Origin of the sequence: Plantibacter elymi (nom. nud.) (genome assembly GCF_900177795.1) — a bacterium.
Classification (GTDB): domain Bacteria; phylum Actinomycetota; class Actinomycetes; order Actinomycetales; family Microbacteriaceae; genus Plantibacter; species Plantibacter elymi.
Genome location: NZ_FXWJ01000001.1, coordinates 162,788 through 176,365 on the forward strand (window position 1 = coordinate 162,788; position 13,578 = coordinate 176,365).

The window sequence follows — 13,578 nt, forward strand, 5'->3', positions numbered from 1 at the left end:
TCCGATCGCTGTCAGTCTGGCACGCACCACTGACCACGGCGCCGCCGCGGGACGCAGGCTGTCGTCAGCCGAGGGGGAGCCGTCTGTGGAGCGGCTTCGGGCGCCCTCGATCCCGCGTCCCCTAGCCTGGACAGCGACCACGACGCCACGGGACGGGAGCGCATGATGACCACCACGATCCAGGTCGTCGCGGGTGTCGCCTCACAGGGCGACACCGTGCTCGCGTGTCGGCGGGCACCCGGGCGGGCGTCCGGTGGACTGTGGGAGTTCCCCGGCGGCAAGGTCGAGGCCGACGAGCTGCCGCAGGACGCGCTGGCTCGCGAGCTGCTCGAGGAGCTCCACGCCGACGTCGCTGTGGGGGTACTGCTGGACCGCTCCGCCGTCGCCGTGGGCGAGCTCGTCATCGACCTCGCCTGCTACGAGGTCACCTTCCGCGGGGCGCCCCCGGTCCACAGCACGGACCACGACGAACTGCGCTGGGTCACCCGCGAACAGCTCGGCGAACTCGACTGGGCGACCCCCGACCTCCCGATGGTCAGGCGACTCACCGCGAGCTGACCCCGGAGACGCGGCGCGTCAGTCGGCCGCGTCGAGCGGGATGCGGGCGAGCGTGCGTCCACTGAGCACGAGATCGTCGTTGGTCGAGGTGATCGCCAGCTCGGTGACCGTCCACTCGAACAGGGTGACGTCGCGCCAACGCTCGAGGAAGGCGGCGAGCGCCGCGGTCTCGGCAGCGTCGAGCTCATCGCGGAAGTGGTGCAGGCCCACCCCGACGAGCGGTGCGGGACGCCCGCCGACGGCCCGCTGGATGGGGGCGAAGGCGTCCGCGATGGCGGGGAGGTAACAGCGTCCGCGGTTGAACCCGCCGATGACGGGGCCCGCCAGCCTGACCCGGAACGGCGTGAACGCGCCGACGCTCGTCCGCAGCCCGTCGAGGAACCCGGAGGCCGCGTCGATGGACGAGAGCGTCGCGTGCAAGCGGTGGGCGCGTCGGAGCTCGATGCCTCTGGCGAGTTTGGGTGCGAAGGGTGCCGAGGCGAGATCGGCCTCGTAGCTCAGGAAGATCGGATCGACGAACAGTCGTTCGATCGGGACGGGGACGACGACCGCCAGGCGCGCCTCGGCGTACCGCCCGCCGCGGTAGACGCCGTCGGGGCTTGCGGCGAGCGCGAGCGGGTGGTCGGCGTCGATCAGCGGGAGCTGGGCGTACCGGTAGCGCTCGTCGAAGGTGAGCGCCTCACCTGGTCGGAAGCTGGAGCGGACGACGTCCCAGCTGCGGAGGGCGTCGTGCGAGTGCGACGACGTGCCCGCGGCGCTCGTGGCCGTTTCGGGGACATCGACCTCGAACGCGCGGTCGGCGGACCCGCCGGTCACCGTCCGGATCAGCCCCGTCGCGACGCCGGTCGGCAGCGCACCGATCGTGTTTCCGGACGCACCGGCGGGAGAGGGCATGTCGTGAGGTTAGTGGAGCCGTCGACCCGGCGCGTCGGGGACACCCCGAATTCGGGTGATCGACCCAATTCACCGCACGGTCGACGCGAACGCCGACTCTGTCGGACGATCAGTGCGCCTTGCAGGCCTTCCAATAGCCGCAGAACATGACGCGCTCCTTCGGCATGCCACCACGGACCCAGAGCCGACGCACGTTCGCGGCGAGGGACTGCTCTCCGACAACCCACCCGTAGCAGGGGTCGGCCGGCACCCCGAGGGCGGTCGCGGCGGCCAGCGCCGCCCGTCCAGGGACGTCGTGTGGATCCTCTCGGACCACCCAGCGCAGCTCGACCCCGTCCGGGACACGCACGTCCTGCGCGTCGGCCGCGGACGGGATCTCGACGATCGCCGTCCCGACGGTCGAGGCCGGAAGCGAGGTCAGGATGCCTGCGACGGCGGGGAGTCCGGTCTCGTCGGCGACCAGGAGCACCCGGTCGACGTCGGCCGGTAGGTTGAACATGCGCCCCTCGTCCAGCAGCGCGACGGCATCGCCCACCTCGCATGACTGGGCCCAGCTCGCCGCAGGCCCCGCAGTCCCCTCGGCGGCCGACCCGTGGATGACGAAGTCGATGTCCAGCTCCGGCCCGTCGGGGCCGTCGAGCCGGAAATCCCGCACCGTGTAGTTCCGGAGCACCGGTCGCACGGACTTGGAGATCGCGAGGTACTTGGCGTAGGCCAGCATGTCGAGTTTGGTCGGCAGCCGCTCGAGCCCGCCCTCGGAGACCGGGATGAAGAACCGGAACCACTGGTCGTAGCCGAGGAAGGTGAAGCCGGCGATGTCACCGCCACCGAGGGTGACCCTGGCGATGTTCGGTGAGACGCGTGAGCGGCGGACGACCCGCAGCGTGAGCAGGGTCGCCGCCTCGGGTTTGATGCGCGCCGTCTCGGCATTCGTGCGAGCCACTCGAGCCCCTTCCTCCGGCGGCTCCGGCAGCCGCGACTGAGGCTACCCTAACTCAGGTCACCCTTACTGAGGAGATTCGGGTGCGGCGGCGGCGACCTTCCGCGAACGGGTGTCGAGCAGCGCGAAGACCAGCGCCACGACCACGAAGCCGATCGTGACGAGGGTGCTGTTGCGATACGCGTCGTGATACACGTCGAGCGAGGCGCCCGACGCATCGCCGCCGTTCTCCGAGTACACGGTCGCGTAGAACGTGGCCGTCGCGGCGGCGAGCCCGACCGCGGTGCCGATGCGCTGGCCGAGTTGACCGATCGATCCGGCGACACCACCGGAGGCCACGGGGATGTCCGCGAGCATCAGCGTCTGGTTGGGAGAGATGACCGCGCCGCCGCCGATGCCGGCGAGCAGCATCGCGGCACCCATCGCGTACGGCGTGATCTCCGGGGGTGTGATGAACGCGAGGAGCGAGTTGAGACTGAACCCCACCACGACCAGCACGAGCCCACCGACGACCAGGGGGCGTCCGAGTCGGTCGACGACCCGACCGCTCAACCACGAGCTGACGGCCGAGGCGAGGGCGAAGGGGATCGTGATCATGCCTGCGAAGACCGGCTCGAGCCCGAGCCCCTGCTGCACGAACAGCGTGAGCGTGAGGAAGGTGGCCGGCATCGCCGCGAAGTACGTCGTGGAGATCAGGACGCCGTTCCGGTAGCTGCCGAGCTTGAACAGCGAGAAGTCGACGACGGGTGTCTTCCCGGCGCGTTGATAGCGACCCTCCCACCAGGCGAAAAGGCCGGCGAAGACGGCGAACGCGACCAGCAACCACCAGCGCGCCGGGTCGTCGCCCGGGGAACCGGTCGTCAGGACGAACGGCAGCATGAGCGACAGCACGGCAAGACCGAGGAACACGATGCCCACCGGGTCGAGCGATCCGGCACCCGCCTCGTGCGGCTGCTGCTTGGGCAGCAGTCGAGCGGCGATCGGCAACAGGATGATCGCGAGCGGGACGTTCATCCAGAAGAGCAGGCGCCAGCCGTCCTCCGGGCCGCCGATGGCGATGAGCAGACCGCCGAGCGTCGGTCCGAACGCCGTCGAGAGGCCGATGATGGCTCCGAAGAGACCGAACGCGCGGCCGCGCTCCTTCCCCACGAACAACTGCTGGATGAGCCCGATGACCTGCGGCATCAGCAGACCCGCGGCGATGCCCTGGAGGATCCGCCCGCCGATGAGGATGCCCACGCTCGGTGCGACGGCGCAGGCGAGACTGGCCGCCCCGAACACGCTCAGGCCGATCATGAACATGCGACGCCGCGAGTGCAGGTCGCCGTAGCGCCCGGCGGGCACGAGGATCAGACCGAAGGCCAGGGCGTACCCGGCGACGATCAGCTGCAGGGCGGTCGGGCCGGCGTCGAGCGCCTGCTCGATCGACGGCAGTCCGACGTTGACCTTCGAGAGGTCGAGGATCGTGAGGGCGGCGACCGACACGCAGATGGCGAACGCGCGCCACTTCGTCCGGTCGTCGGGGGCGGTTCGCTCGTCAGTCATCCTGGCCAGCCTAGGCCCGCGTCAACCCGGTCCACCCCGGCTTGACGGGCACGGATCCACCGTCCCGTGCAGCATCTTCAGCCTCAGAACCGGCTCAGACGATGACGGGGCAGCCGTCACGGGCTACGCTCGGAAGATGCATATGGATGCCCCTCGCGGGCTGCAAGACCCCGACGAACTGGCCGAACGACACCGCATGCTGGCCGAGTCGCCGGCACTCGCGCCGCTGCGCGACTGGTCGGACGCGATGATGACCCGCCGAGGACGGCGGCAGGCGGACCTCGTCCTCCCGCTCGTCGACCCGGCCGATGCGGCCGTCAACGCGAAGACACTGATCCTCCTCGACGCCCCGGGGACCCTGGCCCCCGACAGCCTCGACGCCCCGGGATCCGGCTTCGCCTCGGTCGACAACGACGACCCGATCGCCGAGAGCCTCTGGAATCTGCGGAACGACATCGGCTTCGACGACGTCATGGTGTGGAACATCGTCCCGTGGTACCTGAGCGCCGGGCGGAAGAAGCCGAACGCGCCTGAGGTCGCTCAGGGAGCGATGGAACTGCGCGCCCTCCTGCCCCTCCTCAAGAACCTGCGCGTCGTCGTCCTCTGCGGACCCCACGCCCAGGACGGTTGGTGGAAGCACGTCGAGCCCCTGCTCGGCAACACCTATAGCGCCTTCAACGCTCCGCACCCCTCGCCGCTGTCACTGAAGCAGCCGGGTCGCCGCGAGGAGATCGAGAAGGTCTTCGCCCGCGCCAAACAGGTCGCCGGCTGATCGCACACCCCCGTTCCGCAACCCCCTCGCCCGTCGGGTGAGGGGGTTGCGTGCGTCTGAGGCCTCGTTAGGGTCGATGGACGAGGAGAGGAGCATCACATGGACATCGGCACCATCATCATCCTCGCCGCGCTCGTCCTGCTGGCGATCGCGGCCGTCTGGTACGTGTCACGCCGAGACCGCGCTGCGCGCTCGGCCGACGAACACCACTCACACGACAACGACGCGGAGGTCGAGCGCGAACGCGCGAGAGGCCTCGCGGAGGGCACCGGCGGCGTTCCGCGCCGGGGCGGCGGCCCGATGGGCGTCTGAGCCCGCGAGATCGCAGAAACGGTCGCCATTCCTGATGAATGGCGACCGTTTCTGCGATCTCGGCGGCGGGCTCTAGACGAGCGGTGGGAGGCCCGCTGCGACGCGAGCGCCCAGCGTGCCGTCGACGGCGGTCCAGTAGGCGATGACCCGCGCACGGAGCTCGGGGCGCGTCACCTTCGAGACGTGGCCGATGATGTTGCCGACGAGACGGTCGCAGGCGGCGTCGTCGAGCACCTCGCGCACGAGGGTCCCGGCCTGGCCGAAGTCGTCGTCCTCGGCGTGCAGCGTCGCGGCTGCCCGCACGAGCTCGCCGTCGGACTGCCAGCCGTTGGACTCAGCGGCACGCGCGGGGTCGGCGTGGGCGCCACCGACCGAGTTGGGTGCGTAGACCGGTGCGTCCGCGTCGTTGAAGGTGTAGCGCATGGCGCCTTCCTTCGAGTACGTGTGCACCGGCGCGTGCGGCGCGTTGACCGGCAGCTGTGCGTGGTTGGTGCCCACGCGGTAGCGGTGTGCGTCCGCGTAGCTGAAGATGCGGGCGAGAAGCATCTTGTCGGGGCTCGCAGCGATCCCGGGGACGAAGTTCGACGGCGCGAAGGTCGCCTGCTCGATCTGCGCGAAGTAGTTCTCCGGGTTGCGGTCGAGGGTCATCTTGCCGACCTCGATGAGCGGGTAGTCGCTGTGCGGCCAGACCTTGGTGAGGTCGAACGGGTTGAAGCGGTAGCCTGCGGCGTCGGCGTAGGGCATGACCTGCACGGAGAGCGTCCAGCTCGGGTGCTCACCGCGGCTGATCGCCTCGGAGAGGTCGCGGATGTGGAAGTCGGCGTCCTCACCGGCGATCTGGTCGGCCTGGTCCTGCGTGAGGATCTCGATGCCCTGGTCGGTCTTGAAGTGGTACTTCACCCAGAAGCGCTCGCCGGCGGCGTTGACCCACTGGTAGGTGTGCGACCCGAAGCCGTCCATGTGCCGCCAGGAGCCCGGCAGGCCGCGGTCGCCCATGAGCCAGGTGACCTGGTGCGCGCTCTCGGGTGAGAGCGTCCAGAAGTCCCACTGCATGTCGTGGTCGCGCAGGTGCGAGCCCGGGAGACGCTTCTGCGAACGGATGAAGTCGGGGAACTTGATGCCGTCGCGGATGAAGAACACCGGCGTGTTGTTGCCGACGAGGTCGTAGTTGCCCTCGCTCGTGTAGAACTTCAGTGCGAAGCCACGGGGGTCGCGCCAGGTGTCGGGGCTGCCCTGCTCACCGGCGACGGTGGAGAAGCGTGCGAGCATCTCGGTCTCGACGCCTGGCTGGAACAGCGCGGCACGCGTGAACTGGGAGACGTCGCCGGTCGTGACGAACCGTCCGAACGCACCGCCGCCCTTGGCGTGGACGACACGCTCCGGCACCCGTTCGCGGTTGAACTGCGCGAGCTTCTCGACCAGGTAGTGGTCGTGGAGCGCGATCGCTCCGTCTGCGCCGACGCTCTGGGAGTGCTCGTCGCTCGCGACGGGTGCTCCGCTGTTGGTGGTGGTGTAGCTGGTCTCGGACATGTCTCTCCTCGAGGGTGGGGCTGGTCGGACGGTCGGATGGATTCAGCACTGCCACCTTGGCGGTGTCAGCTGACGATCGGCATGGAGGTGCCGTCGAGTGGTCTGTGGAACGGCCTCAGGCGGCATCCGCCTGGCACGCGGGGCACACTCCCCAGAACGTGATCTCGGCCGTGTCGATGACGTACCCCGCCGTGTCGTCGGGGTGCATGCACGGCGCCGCGCCCTGCGTGCAGTCGACGTCGACCACGGCGCCGCACGAGCTGCACACCAGGTGATGGTGGTTGTCGTCGACGCGGAGCTCGTACCGGCCGGGATGGCCGTCCGGCTCGATCCGGCGCACGAGACCGACTGCGACGAAGGCGTTGAGCACGCTGTACACGGCCTGTGGGGAGGTCTGCGGAGCTCGCGGCTTCAAGGACGCGACCACCTGCTCCACATCGGCGTGCGGTGTCCGGGCGAGGATTTCGAGGACGGCGAGGCGTCCCGTGGTCACCCGCAGCCCGGCGGCCCGGATCTTCGTGTTGAAGTCGATCGTCGCCGACTCCACCTCCGATCCGTTCATGCAGCCACCGTACCGAGTTGTTTTGAATTAGTCAAAATAAGGACTTCCCCTCCGCGTTGTCCCGCAGCCACCCCTACTCTAATATCAGATATGAGTGGTGGACCGATCGATGACGCCAGATGTGGAGAACTCCCGCTCGCGGCGGGGGAGTGCCGGGCTACAGCTCGACGGTCAGCAGGGGCCGCAGCGAACGTCGGGTCTCCTCGGCCATGTCCACGGAGTCACGATCGAGCAGCCACTGCAGCTGGAGACCGTCCATCATCGCGATCAGCATGCGTGCCGCGCTCGCGGGCTCGACACCGGCCACCAGCTGGCCCTCGCGAGCCATCACCTCGAAGGAGACCGTCATCCCGTCGATCAACCAGCTGTACCGCCGGACGAAGTGCTCGTGCGCCGGGTGGTCCGGCGAGGTCGCCTCGGCGGACAGGACGCAGTGGAGCTCGACGAGACCGGGGACGCGCATGTTGTGCTCGACGAGGCGGAGGAGACCGCGGATGCCTTCGATGCCGCTCCCGATCTCGATGCCGGATTCCTCGCGATCCCGGTCGTCGCGGAAGTCGAGGATCGCGGCGAGCAGGTCGTTCTTGGTCGAGAAGTGGTGGAGGAGGCCGGCCTGGCTCATGCCCACGCGCTCCGCGACCTCGCGGAGCGATCCACTGCGGAACCCCTGCTCGGCGAAGACGTCCATCCCCGCCTCGAGGATCTCCCGACGTCTTGCCGCCGTCTTGGCGTAGCTGCCGCGGGAGCGGCCCGTCTGCGTCACCGTCATCCTGCGATCGTATCGGGCGTGCGGTCCGGCGACGACGGGGTTCCCGAGGCGCCCCTAGCCCGCTCCTTCCCCGGGTGTCCACCCCGGTACTTCCCCAGGTCGCTGTCGTACGGTGTCGCCATGAGACGCCCCATCGAGCCCGTGTACGACACCGCTGTCGGTGTCGGTCGCTCCCTCTTCGGCTTCTGGCGCCTGCGCCGTCACACCACCGGCATCGAACACCTGCCCGACGAGGGTGGCGCGGTGATCGCGATGACCCACTTCGGGTACCTCGAGTTCGCACTGGTCGAGTGGGCGACCGTGCTCCACAACCGCCGCCGTATCCGCTTCATGGCCAAGCAGGGTGCGTTCGACCAGCCCGTCGTGGGCCGCCTCCTCCGGAGCATGCGGCACATCGCGGTCGACATGCGCGCCGGCGCGGCCGCCTACGCCGACGCCGTCACAGCTCTCCGCAGCGGCGAGCTGGTCGGGGTCTTCCCCGAGGCCGGCGTCAGTGCCTCGTTCACCGTCCGCGACCTCAAGTCGGGCGCAGTCCGCCTCGCGCAGGAGGCCGGCGTGCCGATCATCCCCGTCGCGGTCTGGGGCGGTCATCGCCTCTTGACGAAGAACCACCGGGTCGGCTTCCGCGAGCGGTTCGGGGTCCCGGTGCACTTCTCGTTCGGCGAGCCGATCATCGTCGCACCCGGCGACGACGTCGGTACGAGCACCGAGCAGCTCCGCGACCGCTTGCAGGGCATGGTCGACGAGCTGCAACGCGACTATCCCGTCGATGGGACCGGGGCGTGGTGGCAACCACGCGCCCTGGGCGGAACGGCTCCGACGCCTGCCGAGGCTGCAGCCGCCGACCTCGAACGCGAGCGCCGACGCGAGGCGCGTCGGCAGACGGCGAGCTGAGCGCACGTCCGCCGCGGTCTATCCTGTGGAGGTGCCACCTCTGACCTCGTCGACCCACCCCGCAGGGCATCGTCGCTCTGCCAGCCCGCGTCCCGAGCGGAGCGTGGCACCGTGAGTCGCGGGTGGAACGGCTTCGTCGCGAAGTCGACATGGCTCCCGAAGGCCTGGCGCGAACGCGCTGAACGTGCGCTCTCGGAGGACCCCTCGACGCCGGCCACACCGGACACGAACGACGCCGAGTCCTCAGCGGACCACTCGCCGCGGCGCACGCCGGATCCCGCGCCGCGGACGACGCCGACACCCCCCGCTCAGCAGCCCACCGGCTCGGAGCCGCTGGACGACCGCGAGGCGAACGCACCCCGGACACCTGTCGCCGGCTCGGACGGCCACGAGGCAGCACCAGCCGACGAGCGCTCCGCCACCCGCCTGGTGGACCCGGTCGCCCTCCCCGTCACCGCGTCGGCCCCGGTCGTCCCGCTGAGCGTCGCCATCACCGATTTCGAGCTCGCCGACGACTCCGTCATCGGCCCGGCGTCCGTCCTCGACAACCTCGAGCTCACGAAGGCCGCCGTGACCCGCGTCGCCTCGGCGATCCTCACGACGGAGGGCCCGATCGCCGTCCCGCGCCTCGTGACCATCGTCGCCCGGCGCTTCGGCGTCGACCGACCGTCCGAGGAGTCGCGTACCGAGCTGTCAGCGCTGGTGACCGAAGCGTTCGTCGTCCAGAACGGCTTCGCCTGGCCCACCGGACTCGACGTCGTCACGTGGCGAGGCGTCCGCCGGGTCGTGCATCGCGACCACCGCGCTGTCACCGACATCAGTCCCGCGGAGATCTGCAACGCCATGGAACTCGTCATCACCGCGAGCCCCGCGCACGAGGTCGACCGCGAGCAGCTACCGATGCAGGCGGCCTCCGTGCTCGGCTACGGTCGCCTCGGTGAGACCGCTCGACGTTGGCTCGACCTGACGCTCGCCCAGGCGGTGCTCCACGGTCGTCTCGTCGAGGACGGCGACCGCATCCGCCTCCCCTGACGCCGGCCGTTCAGCGGACGGGCGGACCCTGCTGCCCGAACGGCAGGCTCGTGTCGGTGACGCCGTCGATGAAGGCGTCCATGCGCTGGAGGTTGAACCGACCCTGGTCGTTGAGCAGGAACTGGTACTCGTGCTCGAGCCCTGGCCGGAAGTCCGGGTTGAAGATCATCGATTGCACGTCCACACCGAGGCCCTGGAGCTTCGCCTTGAACTCGACCGACTGCGGGTAGAGCGGATCCCAGTTGCCGACCGTGATGTACGTCGGTGGATACTTCGCCGTCAGATAGTCGACGACGGATGCGGACGCCACCTCCGGCCGGGTCTTGTAGTCACGCGCTCCTAAGTACGACCAGAGCACCGTGTCGAGGAACCACCCGAAGCTGCCCTCGGCGTTGACCAGGCTGAGGTCGTATGCGCCGCAGGCGAGGACCACCCCGGCGAGCTGCTCCGGTTCGATCGGCGATTCGACCTTGATGGAGCTGGCGTACTCGGAACTCGTGACCACGTTCGCGACCTGGGCGGCGATCTGGGCACCGGCGGAGTCGCCGGCGAGGATGAGCTTGGACGAATCCACGTTGAGCGCGCGTGCGTTGGCATCGAGGTAGCCGAGCGAGTCGGCGACCTGCTCGATGGGCAACGGGTACTGACCCTCGGGCGCGATCGTGTACTCGACCGCGATCGCCGTGTACCCCTCGCCGGCCAGCACGCGCATGTAGTTGGAGATGAGTTCCTTGCTGCCGGAGATCCACGCTCCACCGTGCACCCACACGATCGTCGGAAGGGCGGCACCACTGCCGCGCACGCCGTCGGGCGTGTAGACGTCGAGCAACGCGTCGGCGTCGCCGGAGCGGTACGGGATGTCCTGTCGGACGTCGACACCGTCGGGGACGTACTTCACGAGGTCGGATTGCACGACCTTCGCCCGCTCGTCGAAGGCCATGCGGATGACCATCGAGCCCGGCCACGGCGTCAACTGCAACCAGACGAAGATCACCAGCGCGATGGCGAGGATCACGCCGATGATCCAGAACATCGTGTTGCGGACGACACGCAGGAAGCGCGCGAAGCCCGAGCGAGGGGGTGCTGTCCTCAAGCGATTCACCTCCTGGCGGGTCTGGACGGCGGCGCTGCCTGGCGGAACACGAACCTCCAGTCTCGCATTCGATCGGACACCGCCGGCGTCTCGGAAGTTTTTCGACGGATTTCGTGACGAATGCCCACCGAGCTGCGTCCTACCCGATGACCGGACATCATCACCGGTTTCCAACGCAGACGAAGGAGAACGCCATGAGTGCATCGGACAAGATCCAGAACGCCGCTGAGGACCTCGCAGGTAAGGCGAAGGAAGCCCTGGGCAAGGTCACCGGCGACGACAGCAAGGTCGCAGAGGGCAAGGCCGACCAGACGAAGGCCGACGCCAAGAAGGCCGGCGAGAATGTCAAGGACGCGTTCAAGCACTAGTCCTCGCGATACAGTGGCCGCCCCCGCCCACCGGCGGGGGCGGTAACACGGTCGACCTGCACCCCGTTCGATCCAGCAATCACATTTGGAGACATCATGAGTTTTCTCGGCTTCCTGCTGCTCGGCCTCATCGCCGGTGCCATCGCCAAGGCAATCCTTCCGGGCCGTCAGGGCGGCGGCTGGTTGATCACGCTGCTGCTCGGCGTCGTCGGAGCACTGCTCGGCGGCTGGCTCGGCGGCATCCTCTTCGGCGCGAACCTGCAGGAGTTCTTCTCGCTGCAGACGTGGCTCCTCGCCATCGGCGGATCCATCGTCGTGCTCCTCATCTACGGCGCACTGACCCGCAACAAGAAGGCGTAAGCGCCTCCACACAGCACTCGGACGCCCGGCCCCTCCAAGGGGCTGGGCGTTCGTGCGTGTCGGAAGAAGGACGACGACAGCACGGTGTCCGCCGTTCCGGGGACTGTGCGACCTTCCGACCTCTGTCAGGATGACTGATGTTTCATTTCAGCACCTGATATGAGAGGAGGTGGTCTCATGGACTTCTACCGAAAGTTGCTCGAGCTGCTCCGCGCGATCTGCGGCTGGGTCTGACCCGCACGGACGAACGCCCGGTCCACCAGGACCGGGCGTTCGTGCGTCGCGTTGCGACCGGAGTCAGGCGTGCTGGCCCTCGTGCTCGCCCTCACCGATCTCCTCGACGAGCTTCGCGTTGAAGGCCGGGAGGTCGTCGGGCGTCCGGCTCGACACGAGGCCCTGGTCGACGACGACCTCCTCGTCCACCCAGGACGCGCCCGCGTTCCGCAGGTCCGTCTTGAGGCTCGGGTAGCTCGTGACCTCACGACCACGGACGACGTCCGCCTCGATGAGGATCCACGCGCCATGGCAGATCACCCCGACCGGCTTGCCCTGCGCGAAGAACGCCTTCGCGAAGGCGACCGAGGTCTCGTCCATGCGGAGGTCGTCAGCGTTGACGACGCCTCCGGGCAGCACGAGTGCGTGGTAATCGTCGGAGGAGGCCTCGGCGACCGCGACGTCGACGGGCTGGACGTGTCCGTTCTTGCCGGTCACGTCCTGGGTGGCGGGCGACACCAGTCGGGCGGTCGCTCCGGCTCCGGTGACCGCCTCCCAGGGGCTCGTCAGTTCACTGTCCTCGTAGCCGTCCGTGAGCAGGAAGGCCACCTGCTTGCCGTTGAGTGCTGCGCTCATCGTCGCTCCAATCCGTCAGCGTCGAGGCACCGTCCGGCGCCTCGCCAGCGACGATACGCTCGGCTCCGCGTCTCGGACCCGAGCTTCCGCCGAACGCGAACGGGGTTGCTCAGGCGTCGCAGGCGATGCCGTCACCGTCCCGATCGAGGTCGTAGACGTCGCTTCCGACGACGTACACCGGGCCAGGCGTGTACGCCGGTCCGTTGCCGCTTCCACCGGCGCAGTCGACATCGCTGGCGATCGGGACGCACTGCCCCTCGTAGTTCGGGTCGCACCCTCCGCCGGCCGGATCGGCGACGGGAGCGGGAGGCGGCGGAGCGGGTTGCCGCGTCCCGACAGATGTCACCTGCGCGACCGGTTGGACCGACACGAGCTGCGCGACGAGCTCTCGAGCGATCTCGACCCCGGCTCGCGTGGTGACGCGGTAGGTGTTCGTCTGCTGTCCAGGGACGCCCGTCGTCGTCACGACGACCTGACCGACGTCGATGTTCGGGTCCTGGACCTCGGTCACCGCGAACGGGATCTCCACCACCTCGGTCACCTCGCTGACGACGTCGGTCGGGGTGGGCGACGGCGTGGCACTCGGCTTGGCGACGGACGTCCCCTCCGGAGCCGACAGCAGCGCCGCGGGCCGGGGCCCGACCGGGTGGATGGCCGCGTTGGCGCTTCCGCCCACGACGACCAGGCACAGGGCGGCTCCGATCACGGCGGCCGCGATCCCGCGGTTGCGGATCCCGAGGGAGGAGACGCGACCACGGACGAGCGCGACCACGCCGATCACCACGGCCACCAGGGCGACGAGTGCGAGCATCGCCCAGAACGCCCCACCGACCGCGCTGACGAGCAACAGTGCTCCGACCAGGCTGAGCAGGGCGATGTGGAGCGGACCGAGGCGGCGCGTACGCGTGGCCCCGGTAGGAGCAGGAGGGCCGGCGACCGGGGGAGCGGGCACGGCCGCCGGCATGCGTTGCCCACCCCAGCCGACTCCGGTCCACCATCGTTGCTGGCCGGGCTGCTCGGGATCGGGATACCAGCCTGCGGGAGAAGTCATGCCCAGATGGTGGGGCCTGGAGCAGGAGCGCACAAGGTCCCCGAGTGGG

Annotated in this window: 16 protein-coding genes; 7 read left to right on the forward strand and 9 right to left on the reverse strand. The window is 69.2% G+C overall.

What is annotated here, in order from left to right; genetic code table 11:
- Positions 1-165 precede the first annotated feature (165 nt).
- On the forward strand, positions 166-558 hold the full coding sequence (locus tag CCK91_RS00810; protein ID WP_086473105.1) for a (deoxy)nucleoside triphosphate pyrophosphohydrolase: 393 nt from the start codon (positions 166-168) through the stop codon (positions 556-558).
- Positions 559-576: 18 nt separating this feature from the next.
- Here the strand turns inward: CCK91_RS00810 and CCK91_RS00815 are convergent, their stop codons facing one another.
- From CCK91_RS00815 to CCK91_RS00825, 3 genes are all read right to left on the reverse strand, one after another.
- On the reverse strand, positions 577-1,452 hold the full coding sequence (locus CCK91_RS00815) for a hypothetical protein (RefSeq protein ID WP_086472451.1): 876 nt from the start codon (positions 1,450-1,452) through the stop codon (positions 577-579).
- Positions 1,453-1,561: 109 nt separating this feature from the next.
- Entirely contained in the window at positions 1,562-2,395 is an 834-nt protein-coding gene (locus CCK91_RS00820; protein ID WP_086472452.1) for a siderophore-interacting protein, read from the reverse strand.
- A gap of 63 nt (positions 2,396-2,458) precedes the next feature.
- Complete coding sequence (locus tag CCK91_RS00825; protein ID WP_086472453.1) at positions 2,459-3,937, reverse strand: MFS transporter; 1,479 nt, start codon at positions 3,935-3,937, stop codon at positions 2,459-2,461.
- A gap of 136 nt (positions 3,938-4,073) precedes the next feature.
- Here CCK91_RS00825 and CCK91_RS00830 point away from each other — a divergent pair, with 136 nt between their 5' ends.
- Together CCK91_RS00830 and CCK91_RS00835 are read left to right on the forward strand one after the other, a co-directional pair.
- The gene (locus tag CCK91_RS00830) at positions 4,074-4,709 is read left to right on the forward strand and encodes a uracil-DNA glycosylase (RefSeq protein WP_158596626.1); all 636 of its coding nucleotides are present in this window, start codon (positions 4,074-4,076) and stop codon (positions 4,707-4,709) included.
- Between the two features lie 99 nt (positions 4,710-4,808).
- A complete protein-coding gene (locus CCK91_RS00835; protein WP_086472454.1) occupies positions 4,809-5,021 on the forward strand; it encodes a hypothetical protein in 213 nt (70 codons plus the stop codon).
- Between the two features lie 72 nt (positions 5,022-5,093).
- Here the strand turns inward: CCK91_RS00835 and CCK91_RS00840 are convergent, their stop codons facing one another.
- The 3 genes from CCK91_RS00840 to CCK91_RS00850 all read right to left on the reverse strand — a co-directional run bounded on the left by CCK91_RS00840 (position 5,094) and on the right by CCK91_RS00850 (position 7,882).
- Positions 5,094-6,551, reverse strand: coding sequence for a catalase (locus tag CCK91_RS00840; protein ID WP_086472455.1), 1,458 nt, complete (start codon positions 6,549-6,551; stop codon positions 5,094-5,096).
- 115 nt (positions 6,552-6,666) lie between these two features.
- A complete protein-coding gene (locus CCK91_RS00845; RefSeq protein WP_086472456.1) occupies positions 6,667-7,113 on the reverse strand; it encodes a Fur family transcriptional regulator in 447 nt (148 codons plus the stop codon).
- Between the two features lie 157 nt (positions 7,114-7,270).
- Positions 7,271-7,882, reverse strand: coding sequence for a TetR/AcrR family transcriptional regulator (locus CCK91_RS00850; protein ID WP_064294065.1), 612 nt, complete (start codon positions 7,880-7,882; stop codon positions 7,271-7,273).
- A 120-nt stretch (positions 7,883-8,002) separates the two neighbouring features.
- On the opposite strand from CCK91_RS00850, the gene CCK91_RS00855 reads away from it, so the two are divergent.
- Both CCK91_RS00855 and CCK91_RS00860 read left to right on the forward strand, forming a co-directional pair.
- Entirely contained in the window at positions 8,003-8,776 is a 774-nt protein-coding gene (locus CCK91_RS00855) for a lysophospholipid acyltransferase family protein (RefSeq protein ID WP_086472457.1), read from the forward strand.
- Positions 8,777-8,887: 111 nt separating this feature from the next.
- On the forward strand, positions 8,888-9,808 hold the full coding sequence (locus CCK91_RS00860) for a hypothetical protein (RefSeq protein WP_086472458.1): 921 nt from the start codon (positions 8,888-8,890) through the stop codon (positions 9,806-9,808).
- Between the two features lie 10 nt (positions 9,809-9,818).
- Here the strand turns inward: CCK91_RS00860 and CCK91_RS00865 are convergent, their stop codons facing one another.
- Positions 9,819-10,901 (reverse strand): alpha/beta hydrolase, encoded by a 1,083-nt coding sequence (locus tag CCK91_RS00865; protein WP_165766952.1) that lies wholly within the window; start codon positions 10,899-10,901, stop codon positions 9,819-9,821.
- Positions 10,902-11,095: 194 nt separating this feature from the next.
- Here CCK91_RS00865 and CCK91_RS00870 point away from each other — a divergent pair, with 194 nt between their 5' ends.
- Positions 11,096-11,269, forward strand: a complete 174-nt coding sequence (locus CCK91_RS00870; protein ID WP_064294062.1) for a CsbD family protein — start codon at positions 11,096-11,098, stop codon at positions 11,267-11,269.
- A gap of 96 nt (positions 11,270-11,365) precedes the next feature.
- Positions 11,366-11,629 carry a GlsB/YeaQ/YmgE family stress response membrane protein gene (locus tag CCK91_RS00875; protein ID WP_079003747.1) on the forward strand — a complete coding sequence of 88 codons (264 nt, stop codon included), beginning with the start codon at positions 11,366-11,368 and terminating at the stop codon, positions 11,627-11,629.
- A gap of 297 nt (positions 11,630-11,926) precedes the next feature.
- Here CCK91_RS00875 and CCK91_RS00880 read toward each other — a convergent pair whose 3' ends face one another.
- Both CCK91_RS00880 and CCK91_RS00885 read right to left on the reverse strand, forming a co-directional pair.
- A complete protein-coding gene (locus CCK91_RS00880) occupies positions 11,927-12,478 on the reverse strand; it encodes a type 1 glutamine amidotransferase domain-containing protein (protein WP_086472460.1) in 552 nt (183 codons plus the stop codon).
- A gap of 109 nt (positions 12,479-12,587) precedes the next feature.
- Positions 12,588-13,529 carry a G5 domain-containing protein gene (locus CCK91_RS00885; RefSeq protein ID WP_086472461.1) on the reverse strand — a complete coding sequence of 314 codons (942 nt, stop codon included), beginning with the start codon at positions 13,527-13,529 and terminating at the stop codon, positions 12,588-12,590.
- Positions 13,530-13,578: the final 49 nt, after the last annotated feature.